The 14,992-nt window shown below is 64.8% G+C and carries 12 protein-coding genes; 5 read left to right on the forward strand and 7 right to left on the reverse strand.

Features of this window, described 5'->3' with window-relative positions:
• Nucleotides 1-6: 6 nt before the first annotated feature.
• From ACZ1JC_RS08355 to ACZ1JC_RS08385, 7 genes are all read right to left on the reverse strand, one after another.
• Nucleotides 7-1,173: an acyltransferase family protein gene (locus ACZ1JC_RS08355; protein ID WP_465140005.1), complete on the reverse strand. Its 1,167-nt coding sequence runs from the start codon at nucleotides 1,171-1,173 to the stop codon at nucleotides 7-9.
• 65 nt (nucleotides 1,174-1,238) lie between these two features.
• Nucleotides 1,239-2,267: a LacI family DNA-binding transcriptional regulator gene (locus ACZ1JC_RS08360; RefSeq protein WP_465140004.1), complete on the reverse strand. Its 1,029-nt coding sequence runs from the start codon at nucleotides 2,265-2,267 to the stop codon at nucleotides 1,239-1,241.
• A gap of 91 nt (nucleotides 2,268-2,358) precedes the next feature.
• Nucleotides 2,359-2,976 (reverse strand): pyridoxamine 5'-phosphate oxidase family protein, encoded by a 618-nt coding sequence (locus tag ACZ1JC_RS08365; protein WP_465140003.1) that lies wholly within the window; start codon nucleotides 2,974-2,976, stop codon nucleotides 2,359-2,361.
• Nucleotides 2,977-3,049: 73 nt separating this feature from the next.
• The gene (locus tag ACZ1JC_RS08370; protein ID WP_465140002.1) at nucleotides 3,050-4,027 is read right to left on the reverse strand and encodes an alpha/beta fold hydrolase; all 978 of its coding nucleotides are present in this window, start codon (nucleotides 4,025-4,027) and stop codon (nucleotides 3,050-3,052) included.
• Between the two features lie 127 nt (nucleotides 4,028-4,154).
• The gene (locus tag ACZ1JC_RS08375) at nucleotides 4,155-5,033 is read right to left on the reverse strand and encodes a LysR family transcriptional regulator (protein ID WP_465140001.1); all 879 of its coding nucleotides are present in this window, start codon (nucleotides 5,031-5,033) and stop codon (nucleotides 4,155-4,157) included.
• A gap of 114 nt (nucleotides 5,034-5,147) precedes the next feature.
• A complete protein-coding gene (locus ACZ1JC_RS08380; protein WP_465140267.1) occupies nucleotides 5,148-6,422 on the reverse strand; it encodes a dipeptidase in 1,275 nt (424 codons plus the stop codon).
• Nucleotides 6,422-7,108: a helix-turn-helix domain-containing protein gene (locus ACZ1JC_RS08385; RefSeq protein ID WP_465140000.1), complete on the reverse strand. Its 687-nt coding sequence runs from the start codon at nucleotides 7,106-7,108 to the stop codon at nucleotides 6,422-6,424. The genes ACZ1JC_RS08380 and ACZ1JC_RS08385 overlap by 1 nt, the downstream gene beginning before the upstream one ends.
• Nucleotides 7,109-7,236: 128 nt before the next feature.
• On the opposite strand from ACZ1JC_RS08385, the gene ACZ1JC_RS08390 reads away from it, so the two are divergent.
• The 5 genes from ACZ1JC_RS08390 (at nucleotide 7,237) to ACZ1JC_RS08410 (ending at nucleotide 14,983) form a co-directional block, all read left to right on the forward strand.
• Entirely contained in the window at nucleotides 7,237-9,303 is a 2,067-nt protein-coding gene (locus tag ACZ1JC_RS08390; RefSeq protein ID WP_465139999.1) for a serine hydrolase domain-containing protein, read from the forward strand.
• Nucleotides 9,303-10,301, forward strand: coding sequence for a dipeptide epimerase (locus tag ACZ1JC_RS08395; protein ID WP_465139998.1), 999 nt, complete (start codon nucleotides 9,303-9,305; stop codon nucleotides 10,299-10,301). Before ACZ1JC_RS08390 ends, ACZ1JC_RS08395 begins: the two co-directional genes overlap by 1 nt.
• Nucleotides 10,298-11,590, forward strand: a complete 1,293-nt coding sequence (locus tag ACZ1JC_RS08400; protein WP_465139997.1) for a peptide MFS transporter — start codon at nucleotides 10,298-10,300, stop codon at nucleotides 11,588-11,590. Before ACZ1JC_RS08395 ends, ACZ1JC_RS08400 begins: the two co-directional genes overlap by 4 nt.
• Before the next feature lie 93 nt (nucleotides 11,591-11,683).
• Nucleotides 11,684-13,912 carry a TonB-dependent receptor gene (locus ACZ1JC_RS08405; RefSeq protein WP_465139996.1) on the forward strand — a complete coding sequence of 743 codons (2,229 nt, stop codon included), beginning with the start codon at nucleotides 11,684-11,686 and terminating at the stop codon, nucleotides 13,910-13,912.
• Between the two features lie 27 nt (nucleotides 13,913-13,939).
• Nucleotides 13,940-14,983 (forward strand): DUF1611 domain-containing protein, encoded by a 1,044-nt coding sequence (locus ACZ1JC_RS08410; RefSeq protein WP_465139995.1) that lies wholly within the window; start codon nucleotides 13,940-13,942, stop codon nucleotides 14,981-14,983.
• Nucleotides 14,984-14,992: the final 9 nt, after the last annotated feature.

Genomic DNA, 14,992 nt, shown 5'->3' on the forward strand with positions numbered 1-14,992 from the left:
TGCGGGTTAGGTGCGCTTCAGAAAAGTGGCGCGCAGGCGGCTGCGGATGGGTTCATCCCAGAACTTGTACGCTGCCCAGGCGACCAGAATGAGGAACGGCACCAGCGCGACGCCGATGGCCGCCATCCGCGCGGGAGAGGGCTTCTCGTTGGCGACGTAGTTCATCCAGATGTAGAGAAACGGGAAGTGGGTGATGTAGATCGGGTAGGAGATGCGCCCGCTGGCTTTGCAAAGGCCCATCATTCCGGGGCTGGCGCTGGAATGGCTGCCGGCGTGAACGATCAACGGGAACAGCAGCACCACGCAAAACGCTTCGTAAAGGCCGTTCAGCGGGATGCCGCCGATGGGCTTCAGCGTCGGGAATGCGGCAATGCCGATCAGCAGCACGGACAGCGGCACCCATCCCAGCCGGATCGAGGGCAGGCTATCGCGGACGCGGTAGAGCCACAGTCCGGTCACGAAGGGAAAGCACAGGCGGACCGGCGCCATCCAGAGTGACGGCCAGGCAGACCCCTGATCGATGCTGTCCAGCATGGCCGTGCAGACCACCAGCAGGGCGCCGCTCAGCACTGCCACTATCCCCAGTGTGCGTGCGCGCATGTGGCGCAGCGCGAAGGCATAGGCCAGATTGCCGATGTATTCCTGCAAGAGGCTCCAGCACGGCCCGTTGAACGGATGCGTGTCTCCCCAGCGATTGGGCAGCATCGGTGAGGGCAGCAGCAGCAGCCCCAGCGACAGCGCAACCAGCAACTCGCGAAGAGGGACGTTCTGCGCGGTGCCGGCAAAGGGGTCGATCAGATAGCTGATGAAGCCCAGTACCGTGCCCAGAATGACCAGCGGATGCAGCCGGATCAGCCGCAGCGTCATGAACTGTTTCGCGGTCATCCGGTCCCAACGGTCGTCATAGGCATAGCCGATCACGAAGCCGGACAGCATGAAGAAGAAGTCCACCGCCAGGATCGCGTGGTGCAGGATGATCCGCGCCCCTTCCCAGGATACGGTGATGCCCTGGATGTGGAACAGCACCACCAGCATGGCGGCCGTTCCGCGCAGGCCGTCCAGAACTTCGAAATGCTGTTTCCCGCTTGCCGTTCTGTCGTTGGTCGCGCCCTGATTCGTGGCGTTTCGCGCCATCGGCGCGCCCGCCGCGTCCAGCCTTGCAGCTTGCTCCACTCATTCGCTCCCAATTTCGTTGGCGCACGACTGGGTGATTTATCGTTAAACCACAAGGCCGAAATTTATATCGATCCACGCTCTACCACTTCGAAGGCAAGCACCGTGTCGAGCGGCTCCGCTGCCTGCTGCGGGTGCCGCACCGCGCCTGCCAGAAATTCCATCGCGGCTGCCGCCATCGCGCGAACCGGTTGGCGCACGGTGGTCAGCGGCGGCCAGACGCGCGTGGCCAGCACGGTATCGTCGAAGCCCGTCACCGAAAGATCGCCGGGCAAGGCAAGGCCGCTGCGATGGGCGATCCATAACACCGCCGCGGCCATGTCGTCGTTGCCGGCGATGATTGCATCGGGTCTGTTCTCGAGGTCCAGCAGGTGCTCGGCCGCGGCCAGGCCGGACTGGAAGGTGAAATCGCATTCGATGCACAGCGCCGGATCGATAGGCAGGCCGCTTTCGCGCAAGGCATCGCGATAGCCCTCCACGCGGGCGACACTGTCGGAATGGCCCAGCGGCCCGGTCAGAACCCCAATCCGGCGCCGGCCATGGGCTATGACGCGCTTGGTCACGGCCTTGGCGGCAGAGCGGTTGTCGATCCGGATGGTGGCGATATGGGGCAGGGCATGGGCGGTGGCGATGGCCGCGATCGGCACGCCGAGCGAGGCCGCATCGGGGTCGCTTCCCAGAACCTCTGCGTAAGGGGGAAGCAGAAGCAGGGCCTGCGCACCCTTGGCCACGAGATCGCGGGCGAGGTCGATCGTGGCCTCTGCCGACAGCTTCTCGGCCGATCGGATCTGCAATTGAACCCCGCACTCCGCCGCGACGACCGCCACGGCGGCCAGCGTCATTTCCACGAACACACTGTCGACATCGGCGCAGATCAGTCCCACGCAGGCGACCCCGGCGCCCATCAGCCGGCGGGCCGACTGGTTGGGCACATAGCCCAGTTCCTCGATGGCGGAGAGAACCCGCTGGCGGGTGTCCGCGCTGGCGCGCCCGGTGCGATTGATCACGTTGGATACCGTCATCGCGGAAACGCCGGCGCGCGCGGCCACGGCATGAAGCGTCATGCGGCTGCGATCATTGTGCCGACGGCTCATGAAGAGGGCGCTTGTTGGCAGTGCATGCGCCCTCATGATCGACCGCAGGACCGTGTGCAAGCGCCCTCGGATGAAACCGCGCTCCTCCGTTTCACTCGCGGAGTTGACCGCGCAAGGCAGCATTTTCCGCTTCCAGTTCCGCCACACGCTCATGCAGCGGGCGAACCGCCTGTTCGATCTCCCGTTCGGTGAAGCGCGGGGTGATGTGCTGCGGGCAATTCCAGTCGAACGCCTTCAGCCGCAAACGGAAGATCCGTTCGGGTCGCGCTTTGTAGCCGGCGTCCAGAACGCGTTCGGTCAGTGCCGGATCCGCGTCCATCGAAAGCTTCTCGACATGGGCATAGATCTTGAGCCGCATGCGCCGGGGATAGTCCATCAGGATCAGGCAGGCCCGGTCGTTGGCGGCGAAATTGCCCGTGCTGATGTACTGGCGATTGCCGCGATAGTCCGCGAAGGCCAGCGTGCGGTCATCCACCACCTTGAGGAACCCCGCCGGGCCGCCGCGGTGCTGGACGTAGGGCCAACCGTCTTCCGAAACCGAACCGATGTAGAAACTGTCGCGCGCCGAAATGAAGGCGGCTTCGTTCGGGGTGAAGCGATCGAACTCGCGATCGCCCTCGAAATGGGCCCATTGCCGGTCCGCGCCCATCTCCGCCTGAGCCGCGCGGACGCTGGGCGTCATGGCGATATCCAGAAATCCATAAGACATGATGCATCTCCGATATTGGGTCCGATATTGGGTCCGATAGGGGAGGCCGTGGCGCGGCCTCCCGATCAGTCGGTCAACGCGGCGCGACTTTGCGATCGAGGAAGTCTCGAATGAGCGGCGCCATCTCGTCCAGCTTGTCCTCGAGAGCGAAATGCCCGGTGTCCAGGATATGGAGTTCGGCTTCGGGCAGATCGCGCAAGTAGGGGTGGGCGCCCGGCTCGGGGAAGATCTTGTCGTTCTTGCCCCAGACGATCAGCGTCGGCGGCTTGCGCTCGCGGAAGAACTGCTGGAACTGCGGGTAGAGCGGCACATTGGTGCGATAATCGTAGAACAGGTCCAGTTGGATATCCTCGTTCCCCGGCCGATCGAGCAGGGCCTGGTCCTGAACCCAGTTGTCCGGGCTGATGCGCGACAGATCGCTGACGCCGTCGGTGTATTGGAATATGGTGGCTTTCTGCGTCACCAGCCAGGCCTGCGCCTCGCGGTCCTTCGCCGATCCGCTTTTCCAGTAAGCCTTGATCGGGTCCCAGAAGGCGCCGAGCCCTTCGTCATAGGCATTGCCGTTCTGGACGATGAGCCCGCTCACCCGTTCCGGATGCTTGATCGCCAGTCGGTAGCCGACAGGGGCGCCGTAATCCATGACGTACATGGCATAGCGCTGCGCACCGATCTGTCCCATCAGCGTATCTACCATGTCGGCATAATGGCCGAAGCTGTAAACGAACTGCTTGTGATCGGGCGCATCGCTTTGGCCGAAGCCGGGATAATCGGGCGCGATCACATGGTAGCGATCGGCCAGAAGCGGGATCAGGTTGCGGAACATGTGCGAACTGGTGGGAAAGCCGTGCAGCAACAGCACGACCGGGCCGTCGGCCGGGCCGGCTTCGCGATAGGCCAGCTTCACGCCGTCGATCGTCGCGCTGCGGTAGTGGACGGTTACCGGCGCGGTGCTGGTGGCCGCGCTGTCATGCGTGGGGGCCGCCATCGCGCTGGCCGGTGCGGCGATGCCGGCAGTCGCCAGCATCAGGGAAAGGATCAGTTGCTTGGTCATGTCTTCCACCCTGTTCAGTGCCGCCGCGCCATCTGCGTCAGCCTCTGGTGGAAGATGTAATTCCTACGCGTGTTCGCGTTAATTCACTTGATTTGGAAGTCATTATTCCTGCTGCAGGAATAATTCGTCACTGCAGCAGGCTGTTGGCGCGCAGGCGTTCGGCGGCGAGATCGACGAAAGCCCGCACTTTTGCGGTGGCGTGTCGCCCCTCGGCATGAACGACGTGAACGGGAATGGGGCTTTCCTCGTGATCATCCAGGACCGATTGCAGCCGGCCGTCCGCCAGCGCCGGGCCGACCTGGTAGGACAGTACGCGGGTAATCCCCCATCCTTGCTCGGCTGCTGAAATGGCCGCTTCGTTCGTATTGCACAGCAGGCGCGGATGCACGGTGACGCTGGTTCCGCCGTCCGGGCCGAAGTGCCATTCGGGGGACACCCAGGCGCCGGTCGGCATGATCACCCGGTGATCGGCAAGATCGCCGGGCGAACGGGGCACGCCGTGCTTTTCGAAATAGGCCGGCGATCCGCAGATCGTCCTGCGAACCCAGCCGACCCGCGTGGCGCTGAGGCCTGAAGGCGGGAGGTTGCCGATCCTGATCGCGACATCAATGCCTTCCTCGATGATGTTCACCGGCCGATCGACGAACAGGGTCTGGCCGGTCACGTTGGGAAAGCGGTCGAGATATTCCAGCAGCACTGGCAGCACATGCATCCGCCCGAACATGACCGGCCCGGTGACGGTCAGCATCCCGGCAGGGTTGCCGTGCGATCCCGCTGCCGAGGCTTCGGCATCGGCAATGTCGGCCAGGATGCGGCGGCAATCTTCGAAGTAGCGCTGTCCCGCCTCGGTCATCTTTACCGAACGGGTCGTGCGGGTGAGCAGCCTGACGCCGATCTCGTCTTCCAGGAAGGAGATCGCCCTTGTCACCGCAGGCGGGCTGAGGCGCATCTGCCGTGCGGTTTCCGCAAAGCTGGCTGTTTCGGCCACCCGCACAAAGATCTTCATGGATTGCCAACGGTCCAATCCCGCCCCCTTCAGGCTGCAAACTACAGGGGCGACACTGGGCGAAAACGGCTTTCCCGGTCAATGTCGGGCAAGGCTTTGGATCGTCCCGCCGCTCTATCCGGGCCTGCGGGCCTCGCCTGCGACTTTTTCGGCGGCTTCCATCACCCGCAGCACATTGCCCCCGGCCAGCTTGGCGATATCGGCATCGCTCCAGCCCCGGCGCATCAGTTCCGCCAATAGGGCCGGATACGTCGAAACATCCCCAAGCCCGACCGGCAGTTCGTTGCCCACCCCGTCATAGTCCGAACCGATGCCGACATGGTCGACGCCGGCGATCTTGACGATGTGCTCGATATGATCGGCCACTTCGCCCAGCGCGACCGGCGGCTTCGGGTGGGCCTTCAGCCATGCCGCATAATCGGCCGCCGCCTTGTCCGGCTGGCCGATGTCGAGCCCGCCGTAGGGCGGCGAATTGAGGCGGATCTTCTCCGCCGCCGCATCCGCAGACCAGTGGCGATAGGCGTCCGAAACGTAGAGCGAGGCATAGTTGACCATGACCACGCCGTCATGCGCGGCGATCAGGCGCAGCACATCGTCGGAGACATTGCGCGGATGGTCGTTGATGGCGCGCGCGCTGGAGTGCGAGAAGAACACCGGCGCTTTCGACGTGGCGATGGCATCGCGCATGACCGCCTCGCTCACGTGGCTGACGTCCACCAGCATGCCGAGCCGGTTGAGTTCCAGCACGACTTCCTTGCCGAACGGCGTCAGCCCGTTGTGTTCCGGATTGTCGGTGGCGGAATCGGCCCAGGCGATATTGCGGGAGTGGGTCAGCGTCAGATACCCGGCGCCGAGCGCGGCATAGCTGCGCAGGACGGAGAGGCTGTCGTCGATCTGGCCGCCGCCTTCAACCCCGATCATAGAAGCGATGCGCCCCGCCGCATGGGCCTTGCGCACGTCTTCCGCGGTGCGGGCCAGCGCGAAAGTCTCCGGATAGCGCGCGACGATGGAGCGGACGAGGTCGATCTGCTCCAGCGTTTCCAGCACCTGCCGGTCTCCCGGCAAGTCCGGCGAGACCCAGACCGACCAGAACTGGCCGCCCACCATGCCCTTGCGCAGGCGAACGACGTCGGTGTTGTAATGCGCCGGGCTGGCCGAAAGGTCGCGCAAGTCCATGGTCCAGCGCTTGTCGCCTTCGGTTTCGCGCAGCATTTCCGGCCAGTCGTTATGGCCGTCGATCAGCGGCGTCGCCCGCAGAACCTTGGCCACCCTGGCGGCATAATTGGCAGACGGCTTGGCGGCGGTGTTCGCCGGAGCTGCGGAAGCGGTGCCGGAAACGGTGGCAGAGGCGAACAGCAGGGTCGCGAACAGGGCATTTGCAGCGCGCATCATTTCACCTTCTTGGTGCGGGAGGGACGGGCGGGAGGGGCATCCTCGTTCGCCGCGTTTTGCCGCTGTTCCTCGTGGATATGCAGCATGGCTTCCATCAGGGTGTCGTCGGAACTGGACATCACGCCCAGCACTTCGGCCTCCTCACACCCTTCCGCCGCCAAATAGGCGTGGCCCATGCTCGAATCGATGTAGAGCGACTGGCCGGCCTCCAGCGTGATCGGATCGTAGAATTCGGTCTCCACGACGATGCTGCCGCTCAGCACGTAGATGAATTCCTCGCCCGAATGGCGCACCAGTTCGCCGAACTGCTGCGCCGAACGCGCGCGGATCTTGGTGATCACCGGGATCATCCGCTTTCGCCGCAGTTCCGTGCAGAGGTAGTAATAATCGTAGTTCGCGGTTTCGACTCGAACGGACTGCGCGATGTCGCCAATACTGCGCCGCGCGGTGACGGGCTGGGCGGTATCCTCGCCTTCCTCGGCAAAGAGTTCGGACATGCGCATGCCCAGCCGCTGGCCCAGCAGCTGAAGCTTGTCGTAGGTCAGCGTAAGCCTGTCATGCTCTACCTTGGAGAGGGTGGAGACGGGGATTCCGCTCCGCGCGCTCATTTCCTTCAGCGTCCAACCTTCCCGTGCCCGCAACCCGCGCAGCAGGGTTCCAAGCGTCGACGGCGTATCGGGCAAACTGGATTCCTTTCAGCCCATTGACGAATTTTCCAATCAGGATAACAATCACCCGATTGGAGAAACTTTCCCCAACTGTATCGACGCATCGCGTCGCGCGCAACGGGGATACGAAAAGGGTGGGGCCAATGAACCGGGGACGTACGAAGGGAATTCTCGCAGCAGGGCTGATCGCCGCGCTTGCCGCCGGCGGCGCGATGGTGACGGCGCAAGTGCCTGAGACGAAAAGCGGGCTGCCTGTCGGCAAGCCGGCCCTGCCGACGGACGGCGCCACATCGGCCGCATTGCCGTCCGCACCGATCGTGATGCCCCCTGCCGGCCCGACCGGCGCGCGCGATCTGAACGCCGCCGATGTCGACGCCTGGCTCGATGGCTACATGCCCTTCGCCCTGCGCAGCAATGACCTTGCAGGTGCCGTTGTGACCGTTGTCAAGGACGGTCAGGTCATCTCTGCGCGCGGTTACGGCTTTGCCGATATCGCCCATCGCAAGCCGGTCGATCCCGCCACCACGCTGTTCCGTCCGGGCTCGGTTTCCAAGCTGGTGACCTGGACTGCAGTGATGCAGCAGGTGGAAGCGGGCAAGATCGATCTCGACGCGGACATCAACACCTACCTCGATTTCAAGATCCCGCCCCGCAATGGCAAGCCGGTCACCATGCGCCAGATCATGACGCACACGGCGGGCTTCGAAGAGGCGATGAAGGACCTCATCACCGACAAGCAGGACGGCCTGATCCCGCTGGGCGCCTACCTGAAGCGCTGGACGCCGACGCGGATCTTCGACGCCGGCACCACGCCCGCCTATTCCAACTGGGCCACTTCACTGGCCGGTTACGTGGTCGAGCGCACGTCAGGCATGGCGTTCGACGATTATGTCGAAGCCCATGTCTTCAAACCGCTCGACATGAAGACGGCCAGCTTCCGCCAGCCGCTGCCGGCCAGCCTGAAGCCGCTGGTGGCGACCGGCTATCCGCGTGCCTCGAAGGATGCTGAACCGTTCGAGGTCGTGATCCCGGCACCGGCCGGCTCGCTGTCCGCTTCCGGGCTGGACATGGCCAAGTTCATGATCGCGCACCTGCAGAACGGCCGGGGCCTGCTGAAGCCGGAAACGGCGGCGATGATGCACAACAGCCCGCTGGACAAGGTCAATCCCGTCTCGCTGGTGCCGCCGCTGAACCGTATGCAACTGGGCTTCTTCGAAACCAATATCAACGGCCGCGAAGTGATCGGCCATCTGGGCGACACCAACAATTTCCACACCTCGCTGCACTTGTTCATGAAGGAGGGCGTGGGCTTCTACGTCTCGTTCAACAGTGCCGGCAAGGAAGGCGGCGCGCATACCGTGCGCCTGCAACTGTTCCAGGATTTCGCCGATCGCTATTTCCCGGCGGCCCCGGCCGCCAAGGCCGCAAAGGTCGATGCGAAGACCGCCGCAGAGCACGCCAGATTGATTTCCGGACTGTGGGACAGCAGCCGCCGCGGTCATTCCAACTTCGTCGACGTGCTGAACCTCTTTGGCCAGACCGAAGTCGGCGTGGACAAGGACGGCGGCCTGCTGGTGCCTTCGCTGAAGACCGCCGGCGGCGGGCTTGAGAAGTGGGAGGAGGTCGAACCCTTCGTCTGGCATGAACGCGGCGGTCACGATCGCCTTGCCGCGCAAGTGGTGGACGGCAAGGTCGTGCGGTGGAGCTTCGATCTGGTTGCGCCCTTCACCGTGTTCGATCGGGTATCCGCATGGCGGTCCTCCGCCTGGCTGATGCCGGCAATCTACGCCAGCCTTGCAATCTTGCTGCTGACCTTCCTGTCGTGGCCGGTTACCGCCTTCACGCGCTGGCGCTTCGCCGCGCCGCTGAAGGTGGCGGGCAAGGCCCGCATGGCCTACCGCGCCACGCGGCTGGGCGCCTTGCTGACGCTGGCTGCGGTCGGCGGCTGGACGGCCTTCATCATCAGCGCCTTCTCCGACCTTTCGGTGCTGAGCGCCGCCAGCGACGGCATCCTGTGGTTCCTGAAGGGCGCCAGCGCAATCGCCTTCTTCGGCATGGTTGCCGCTGCGGTCTGGAATGCTGTGCTAACGTGGCGCGATGGCCGCCGCTGGCCGGCCAAGACCTGGAGCGTGCTGGTCGTCCTGGCCGCGCTGGTTCCGCTCTACGTCGCGCTGGTCTTCCACCTCCTCGTACCCTCGGTGATGTACTGATGCTGCAGCTTCACGTCGAAACCGATACGCTGCGGCTGGCCGAGCCGTTCCGCATTGCGGGTTATGTTTTCGAGACGGCGGACGTTCTTGTCGTCACGCTCGACGACGGCACGTATCGCGGCCACGGGGAGGCTGCCGGAGTTTATTACCTCGGCGACGATCTGGCCCACATGCGCGGCCAGATCGAGGGCGCGCGGGCGGCGATAGAAGCCGGGCCAAGCCGCGAGGAATTGCGCGCGATCCTGCCGCCCGGCGGCGCGCGCAACGCGGTGGATGCCGCGCTCTGGGATCTGGAAGCGGCCCGCGCTGGAAAACCGGTCTGGGCACTGGCGGGGCTGGAGGAAGCGCCCGGCCCGATCGTCACCACTTTCACGGTCAGTGCCGATACGCCAGAGGCGATGGCCGCCAAGGCGAAGAGCTATGTCGGCGCCCGCTCGATCAAGGTCAAGCTGACCGGCGAAGTCGAACTCGATCTGGCCCGCGTCGCTGCAATCCGCGCTGCGCGTCCGGATGTCTGGCTGGGCGTGGATGGTAATCAGGGCTTTGCGCGCGGCGATCTGGAGGCTTTGGTCGCCGGTCTTGTCGAGCACGGCGTGGCGCTGCTGGAACAGCCGCTGCCGCGTGGTGCCGAGGCGGAACTGGAGGACTTCGTCTCGCCCGTGCCCATCGCCGGGGACGAGAGCCTGATCTGCCTTGCGGACGTGGCCGGCGCAAAAGGCCGCTTCGATGTCGTCAACATCAAGCTCGACAAGTGCGGCGGGCTTACCGAAGGGCTGCTGATGGCGGCGGAAGCGCGCCGCCTTGGCCTTGGCGTGATGGTCGGCACCATGGTCGGCACCAGTCTGGCGACGGCGCCCGGCTTCGTGCTGGGCCAGATTGCCGATCTCGTCGATCTCGACGGGCCGACGTTCCTGGAGCAGGACCGCAGGCCCTCGGTGACTTATGCTGACGGCACGCTTTTCGCCTCCGAAGACGTCTGGGGCTCCGGTCGGGCATGACGGGGGCGGGAACGGGGGCGGTATCAGGGCCGGGGGCAAAGACGCGCACATGGTTCGGCCAGCCGCGCGGGCTGACCGTGCTGTTCCTCACCAATATGTGGGAACAGTTCTCCTACTACGGCATGCGTGCGCTGCTGGTCTATTACATGACCCGCGAACTGCTGCTGGGGCAGGAAAAGGCCTCGCTGATCTACGGGATCTACACCGCCTGCGCCTACTTCACCCCGATCGTCGGCGGGGTGGTGGCGGACCGCTACCTTGGCAAGCGGCGGGCCATCGTCATCGGCGGCTCGATCATGGCGCTCGGCCATTTCATGATGGCATTCGAGCCGCTGTTCTACCTTGCGCTCACCACCATCGCATTGGGCAACGGGCTGTTCCTGCCCAGCCTGCCAAGCCAGATCGACGATCTGTACGAGCCGGGCGATCCGCGCGTGGGATGGGCCTACAACGTGTATTACGTCGGCGTGAACATAGGCGGCTTTCTGGCGCCACTGATCTGCGGCACGCTGGGCGAGCTTTACGGCTGGCACTGGGGTTTCGGCGCGGCCGGGATCGGCATGGTGCTGGGCCTGTGCATCTACCTCTGGGGGCAGCGCCACTTGCCCGAACAGGCGCGGCATCCCGTGGTCGAACGCCACGCGCTGCCGCGCGCCCGGTTTCCGCGCGGCACCTTGCTGCTGCTCCTTTGCGTTGCGCTGTCCGTCACTGTGTTTCGCGGCGCTTACGAGCAAGTGGGCAATACCGTCGCGCTCTGGGCCGACAGCGGCGTGGACCGGCGGTTAGGCAGTTGGATCATCCCGATGACCTGGTTTCAGTCGCTCAACCCGCTGCTGGTCATGGCGATGACGCCTTCGCTGCTCGCCTTCTGGCGCCGCCGCGCGCAGGCGGGTGGCAGTGAGCGTCCCGTCCGTCGCATGGCCGCTGGCGCACTGATCGTGGGCGGCGCTTATCTGCTGCTGGCCGGAATCGCGGCCATGGGCGGCACGGCCTATTGGCTGTGGCTGGCGCTGTTCTTCGTCATCCTGACGCTTGGTGAACTGTTCATCCTGCCGACCGGGCTGGGCCTCTTCGCCCGCCTGGCGCCGGAAGGGCTGGGTGCCACTACGGTTGCCGCCTGGTACCTGGCGACATTCGCCGGAAGCCTGTTCGCCGGCCTGGTCGGCACATTGTGGAGTGGCATGCCGCACGCGCTCTATTTTCTGCTGCTGGCGGCCCTTGCGGCAGCGGCGGCGCTGCTGCTGGCAGCGATCGATCGGCGGGGGAACCGCTTTATCGAATCTGTTTGACAATTTTCTGAATGAGACAATAATTTTCTGATTGAGATCATTTGCACCGGCACGGCCGGGCAGGGCATCAGGGTTCTAGGGGGAACACAGGCAATGAAAACCGTTCGGCTCGTTCTGTCGATGTCATGCAGCGCTGCGGCGCTGTTCGCTGCAAGTGTCGCCCATGCCGAGGAAGCGACCGGTGCAACGGACGATCCCGGCGAAATCATCGTCACCGCGCAGAAGCGCGCGCAGAACCTGGTGGACGTGCCGCAGGCCGTCTCCGTCGTCACCGGTGACGCGCTGGATCGCAATGGGGCGGTGACGTTCCAAGACTATCTCAAGCTGATCCCCGGCCTGCAGGTTTCGCAGAGCAACCCCGGTAAGGCGCGCGTGGTGCTGCGCGGCATCAACACCGGCGGCGCCACCGCCACGGTCGCCACCTATGTTGACGAAACGCCGTTCGGTTCTTCCAGCGGGCTGGTGAACTCCGCCATCCTGTCCGGCGAACTCGATACTTTCGACGTCGCGCGGATCGAGGTTCTGCGCGGTCCGCAAGGCACGCTCTACGGCGCCAGCTCGCTGGGCGGCGTGATGAAGTTCGTCACCACCGAGCCGCAGACAGACGGCTTCGCCGCGCGCGCTCGGGGCAGCGTGGAAAGCACCGACGGCGGCAAGGCGTCCTACATGGGATCGGCCCTGATCAACGTGCCCGTCTCGAACAATCTGGCGATCCGCGCCTCCGGCTTCTATCGCAGCTATGGCGGCTTCATCGATTCCATCGGCACTGGCGGTTCCGATCTGGCGAAGAACATCAACGATTCGAAGAGCTATGGCGGCCGCGTTTCGGCACTGTTCAAGCCGAACGATGGCTTTTCGGTGCGCCTGACCGCGATCCTCCAGAATCTGGACAGCGACGCGGCCAGCGTGGTGGAAGCGGATCCGGCGCGAATGAAGCCGCTCTACGGCGGGCTCACTCAGTCGCAATTCGTGCCCGAATTCACCAATATCGCCTACCGGCTCTACAACGGCACGATCAGCGCCGATCTTGGCTTCGCGGACCTGCTTTCGACCACCAGCTACAGCACGCTTAAGGAGCACCTGCGCGACGATTACACGGTGCAGTACGGCACGCTGCTGGGCCTCTACGATCCGGTATCGGGCACTGCTGCCGCCGACATCGGGTTGGAACAGAACACCAATGTAAAGCGCGTGACTCAGGAACTGCGCCTGTCGTCGAAGGGCGAAGGCATGTTCGAATGGATGGTCGGCGGCTATTACAACCACGAAAAGGGCGCGATCCTGCAACTGCTGCAGGCCTACGACGTCGGCACCACGACGCCGATGGCCGGCTTCCCGCTGCTGGCGGACATCTTCCTGCGTTCCAAGTATGAGGAATTTGCCGGCTTCGCGAACGGGACGCTGCATCTGGGCGATCGTTTCGACTTCACGTTCGGCGGACGCTACAGCCACAACGACCAGAGCGCCTCGCAAGGCGGCGAGGGTCTGCTGGCGGCCGATGCCCTCAGCGCCAAGTCGAAGGAGGGCGTGTTCACCTGGTCGGCCGCGCCCAAGTTCAAGCTGAGCAAGAGCGCATCGATCTACGGCCGCGTCGCCAAGGGCTTCCGCCCCGGCGGCCCCAACCTGATCCCGCCGGGTGCCCCTGCCGGCACGCCGTCCACTTACGATTCGGACTCGCTGATCAGCTACGAACTGGGCGTGAAGGCGGAAACGGCGGACCGGACTTTCGCCATCGACATTGCCGCCTTCCACATCGACTGGAAGGACATCCAGTTGCTGGCCGTGATCAACGATTATGGCGTCAACACCAATGGCGGTTCGGCCAAGAGCGACGGCTTCGAATTCACCGCCAGCATGCGCCCGGTACGCGGGCTGACCTTCTCGCTGAACGGCGCCTATACGCATGCCCGTCTTACCGCCGATACCGATCCGCTGCTGGTCGGCGGCAGCAAGGGCGATGCGCTGCCCTTCGTTCCCAAGTGGAACGTGAGCCTAAACGGCGATTACGAATGGGCGATGGGCACCAGTACTTCGGCCTTCGTGGGCGGATCGATCCGCACGCTCAGCCAGCAGAGCGGCAACTACAACCCGGCCTACCTTGCCACCTTCGGCCGCCAGATCAGCCTGCGCGCCTATGACGTGATCGACTTGCGCGCCGGTGTCGATTTCGGCCGCTTCTCGGTCACCGCCTATGCCAAGAACCTTGGCAACAGCCATGGCCTGATCAGCGCGGACTATACCGGCGGCTATCCCAATGGTGCGGCCGGCGTGGGCGTGATCCGTCCGCGCAGCTTCGGCCTCACCCTTGACGCCACGATGTGAGATCGAAGTTCCATGGTGAATTCCGCAATGTCCGTGGGGGGCCGCGAGGGGAGTGCCGGGCTGACGCACGCGCTTCCCTCGCCTTACCTCCTGTTCCTGGGCGATACGACCATCGCCGGGTTCGCCAAGACCGCGTTCGGTCTGCGCGACTGGGCGGGCGAGCGCTGCATCGGTGAGTATGCCTTGCCCACCGCCACCGTCAGCACAGGGCTTACGCCGCTCACGCCGCAAGAGGCGGCGGCGCGCGGGGCGCGGGCGATGGTGATCGGCGTCGCCAACCAGGGCGGGGTGATCCCCGATAGCTGGATGCCGGCACTGCTGGACGCGCTGGAGGCGGGGCTGGACCTCGTGGCCGGGATGCACGCCCGGATGGCCGATATTCCCGCGCTGCGCGATGCGGCGGCGCGGCTGGGGCGGAACCTGCACGATCTGCGTACGCCCCCGCCCGGCCTGCCGATCGCCAGCGGACACAAGCGTCCGGGGCGCCGCATTCTGACCGTCGGCACCGATTGCGCGCTGGGCAAGAAGTACACCGCGCTCGCCATCGCACGGGGCCTTGCCGCACGCGGTCTGGACGCCAGCTTCCGCGCCAGCGGCCAGACCGGTATCATGATCGCGGGCGAGGGGCTCGCGCTCGATGCCGTGGTAGCGGACTTTGCCGCCGGTGCCGCCGAACTGCTCAGCCCCGCCGCCGCGCCCGATCATATCGACGTGATCGAGGGGCAGGGATCGCTGTTCCACCCCGCCTATGCTCCGGTCTCGCTGGCGCTGCTGCTGGGCAGCCAGCCCGATCTCTTCATTGTCTGCCATGAGCCGGGCCGCACCGCGATCCTGGGTCATGCGCATTATCCGGTGCCGTCGATAGCCGAAGTGATCGAGCAGACGGTCATGGCGGGCAAGCTGACCAATCCGGCAATCCGCTGCGCCGGGATCAGCCTGAACACCGGCACACTATCCGAAGCGGAAGCGGCCCGCGTCATTACCGAGACATCGCAGGCACTGGGCCTGCCGACGGCGGATCCGATGCGCGGGGGCGCTACCTTCGAGCAATTGCTTGACGCCTGCAAATGATGGAGATGC

The sequence above is a fragment of the Sphingomonas sp. BL-S-28 genome (genome assembly GCF_055521515.1).

What these genes read in the sequence shown, in the direction of transcription:
- ACZ1JC_RS08360 (WP_465140004.1), bottom strand. Translation starts at nt 2,267, where the DNA reads ATGAGCCGTCGGCACAATGATCGCAGCCGCATGACGCTTCATGCCGTG.
- ACZ1JC_RS08365 (WP_465140003.1), bottom strand. Translation starts at nt 2,976, where the DNA reads ATGTCTTATGGATTTCTGGATATCGCCATGACGCCCAGCGTCCGCGCG.
- ACZ1JC_RS08370 (WP_465140002.1), bottom strand. Translation starts at nt 4,027, where the DNA reads ATGACCAAGCAACTGATCCTTTCCCTGATGCTGGCGACTGCCGGCATC.
- ACZ1JC_RS08375 (WP_465140001.1), bottom strand. Translation starts at nt 5,033, where the DNA reads ATGAAGATCTTTGTGCGGGTGGCCGAAACAGCCAGCTTTGCGGAAACC.
- ACZ1JC_RS08380 (WP_465140267.1), bottom strand. Translation starts at nt 6,422, where the DNA reads ATGCGCGCTGCAAATGCCCTGTTCGCGACCCTGCTGTTCGCCTCTGCC.
- ACZ1JC_RS08390 (WP_465139999.1), top strand. Translation starts at nt 7,237, where the DNA reads ATGAACCGGGGACGTACGAAGGGAATTCTCGCAGCAGGGCTGATCGCC.
- ACZ1JC_RS08395 (WP_465139998.1), top strand. Translation starts at nt 9,303, where the DNA reads ATGCTGCAGCTTCACGTCGAAACCGATACGCTGCGGCTGGCCGAGCCG.
- ACZ1JC_RS08400 (WP_465139997.1), top strand. Translation starts at nt 10,298, where the DNA reads ATGACGGGGGCGGGAACGGGGGCGGTATCAGGGCCGGGGGCAAAGACG.
- ACZ1JC_RS08405 (WP_465139996.1), top strand. Translation starts at nt 11,684, where the DNA reads ATGAAAACCGTTCGGCTCGTTCTGTCGATGTCATGCAGCGCTGCGGCG.
- ACZ1JC_RS08410 (WP_465139995.1), top strand. Translation starts at nt 13,940, where the DNA reads ATGTCCGTGGGGGGCCGCGAGGGGAGTGCCGGGCTGACGCACGCGCTT.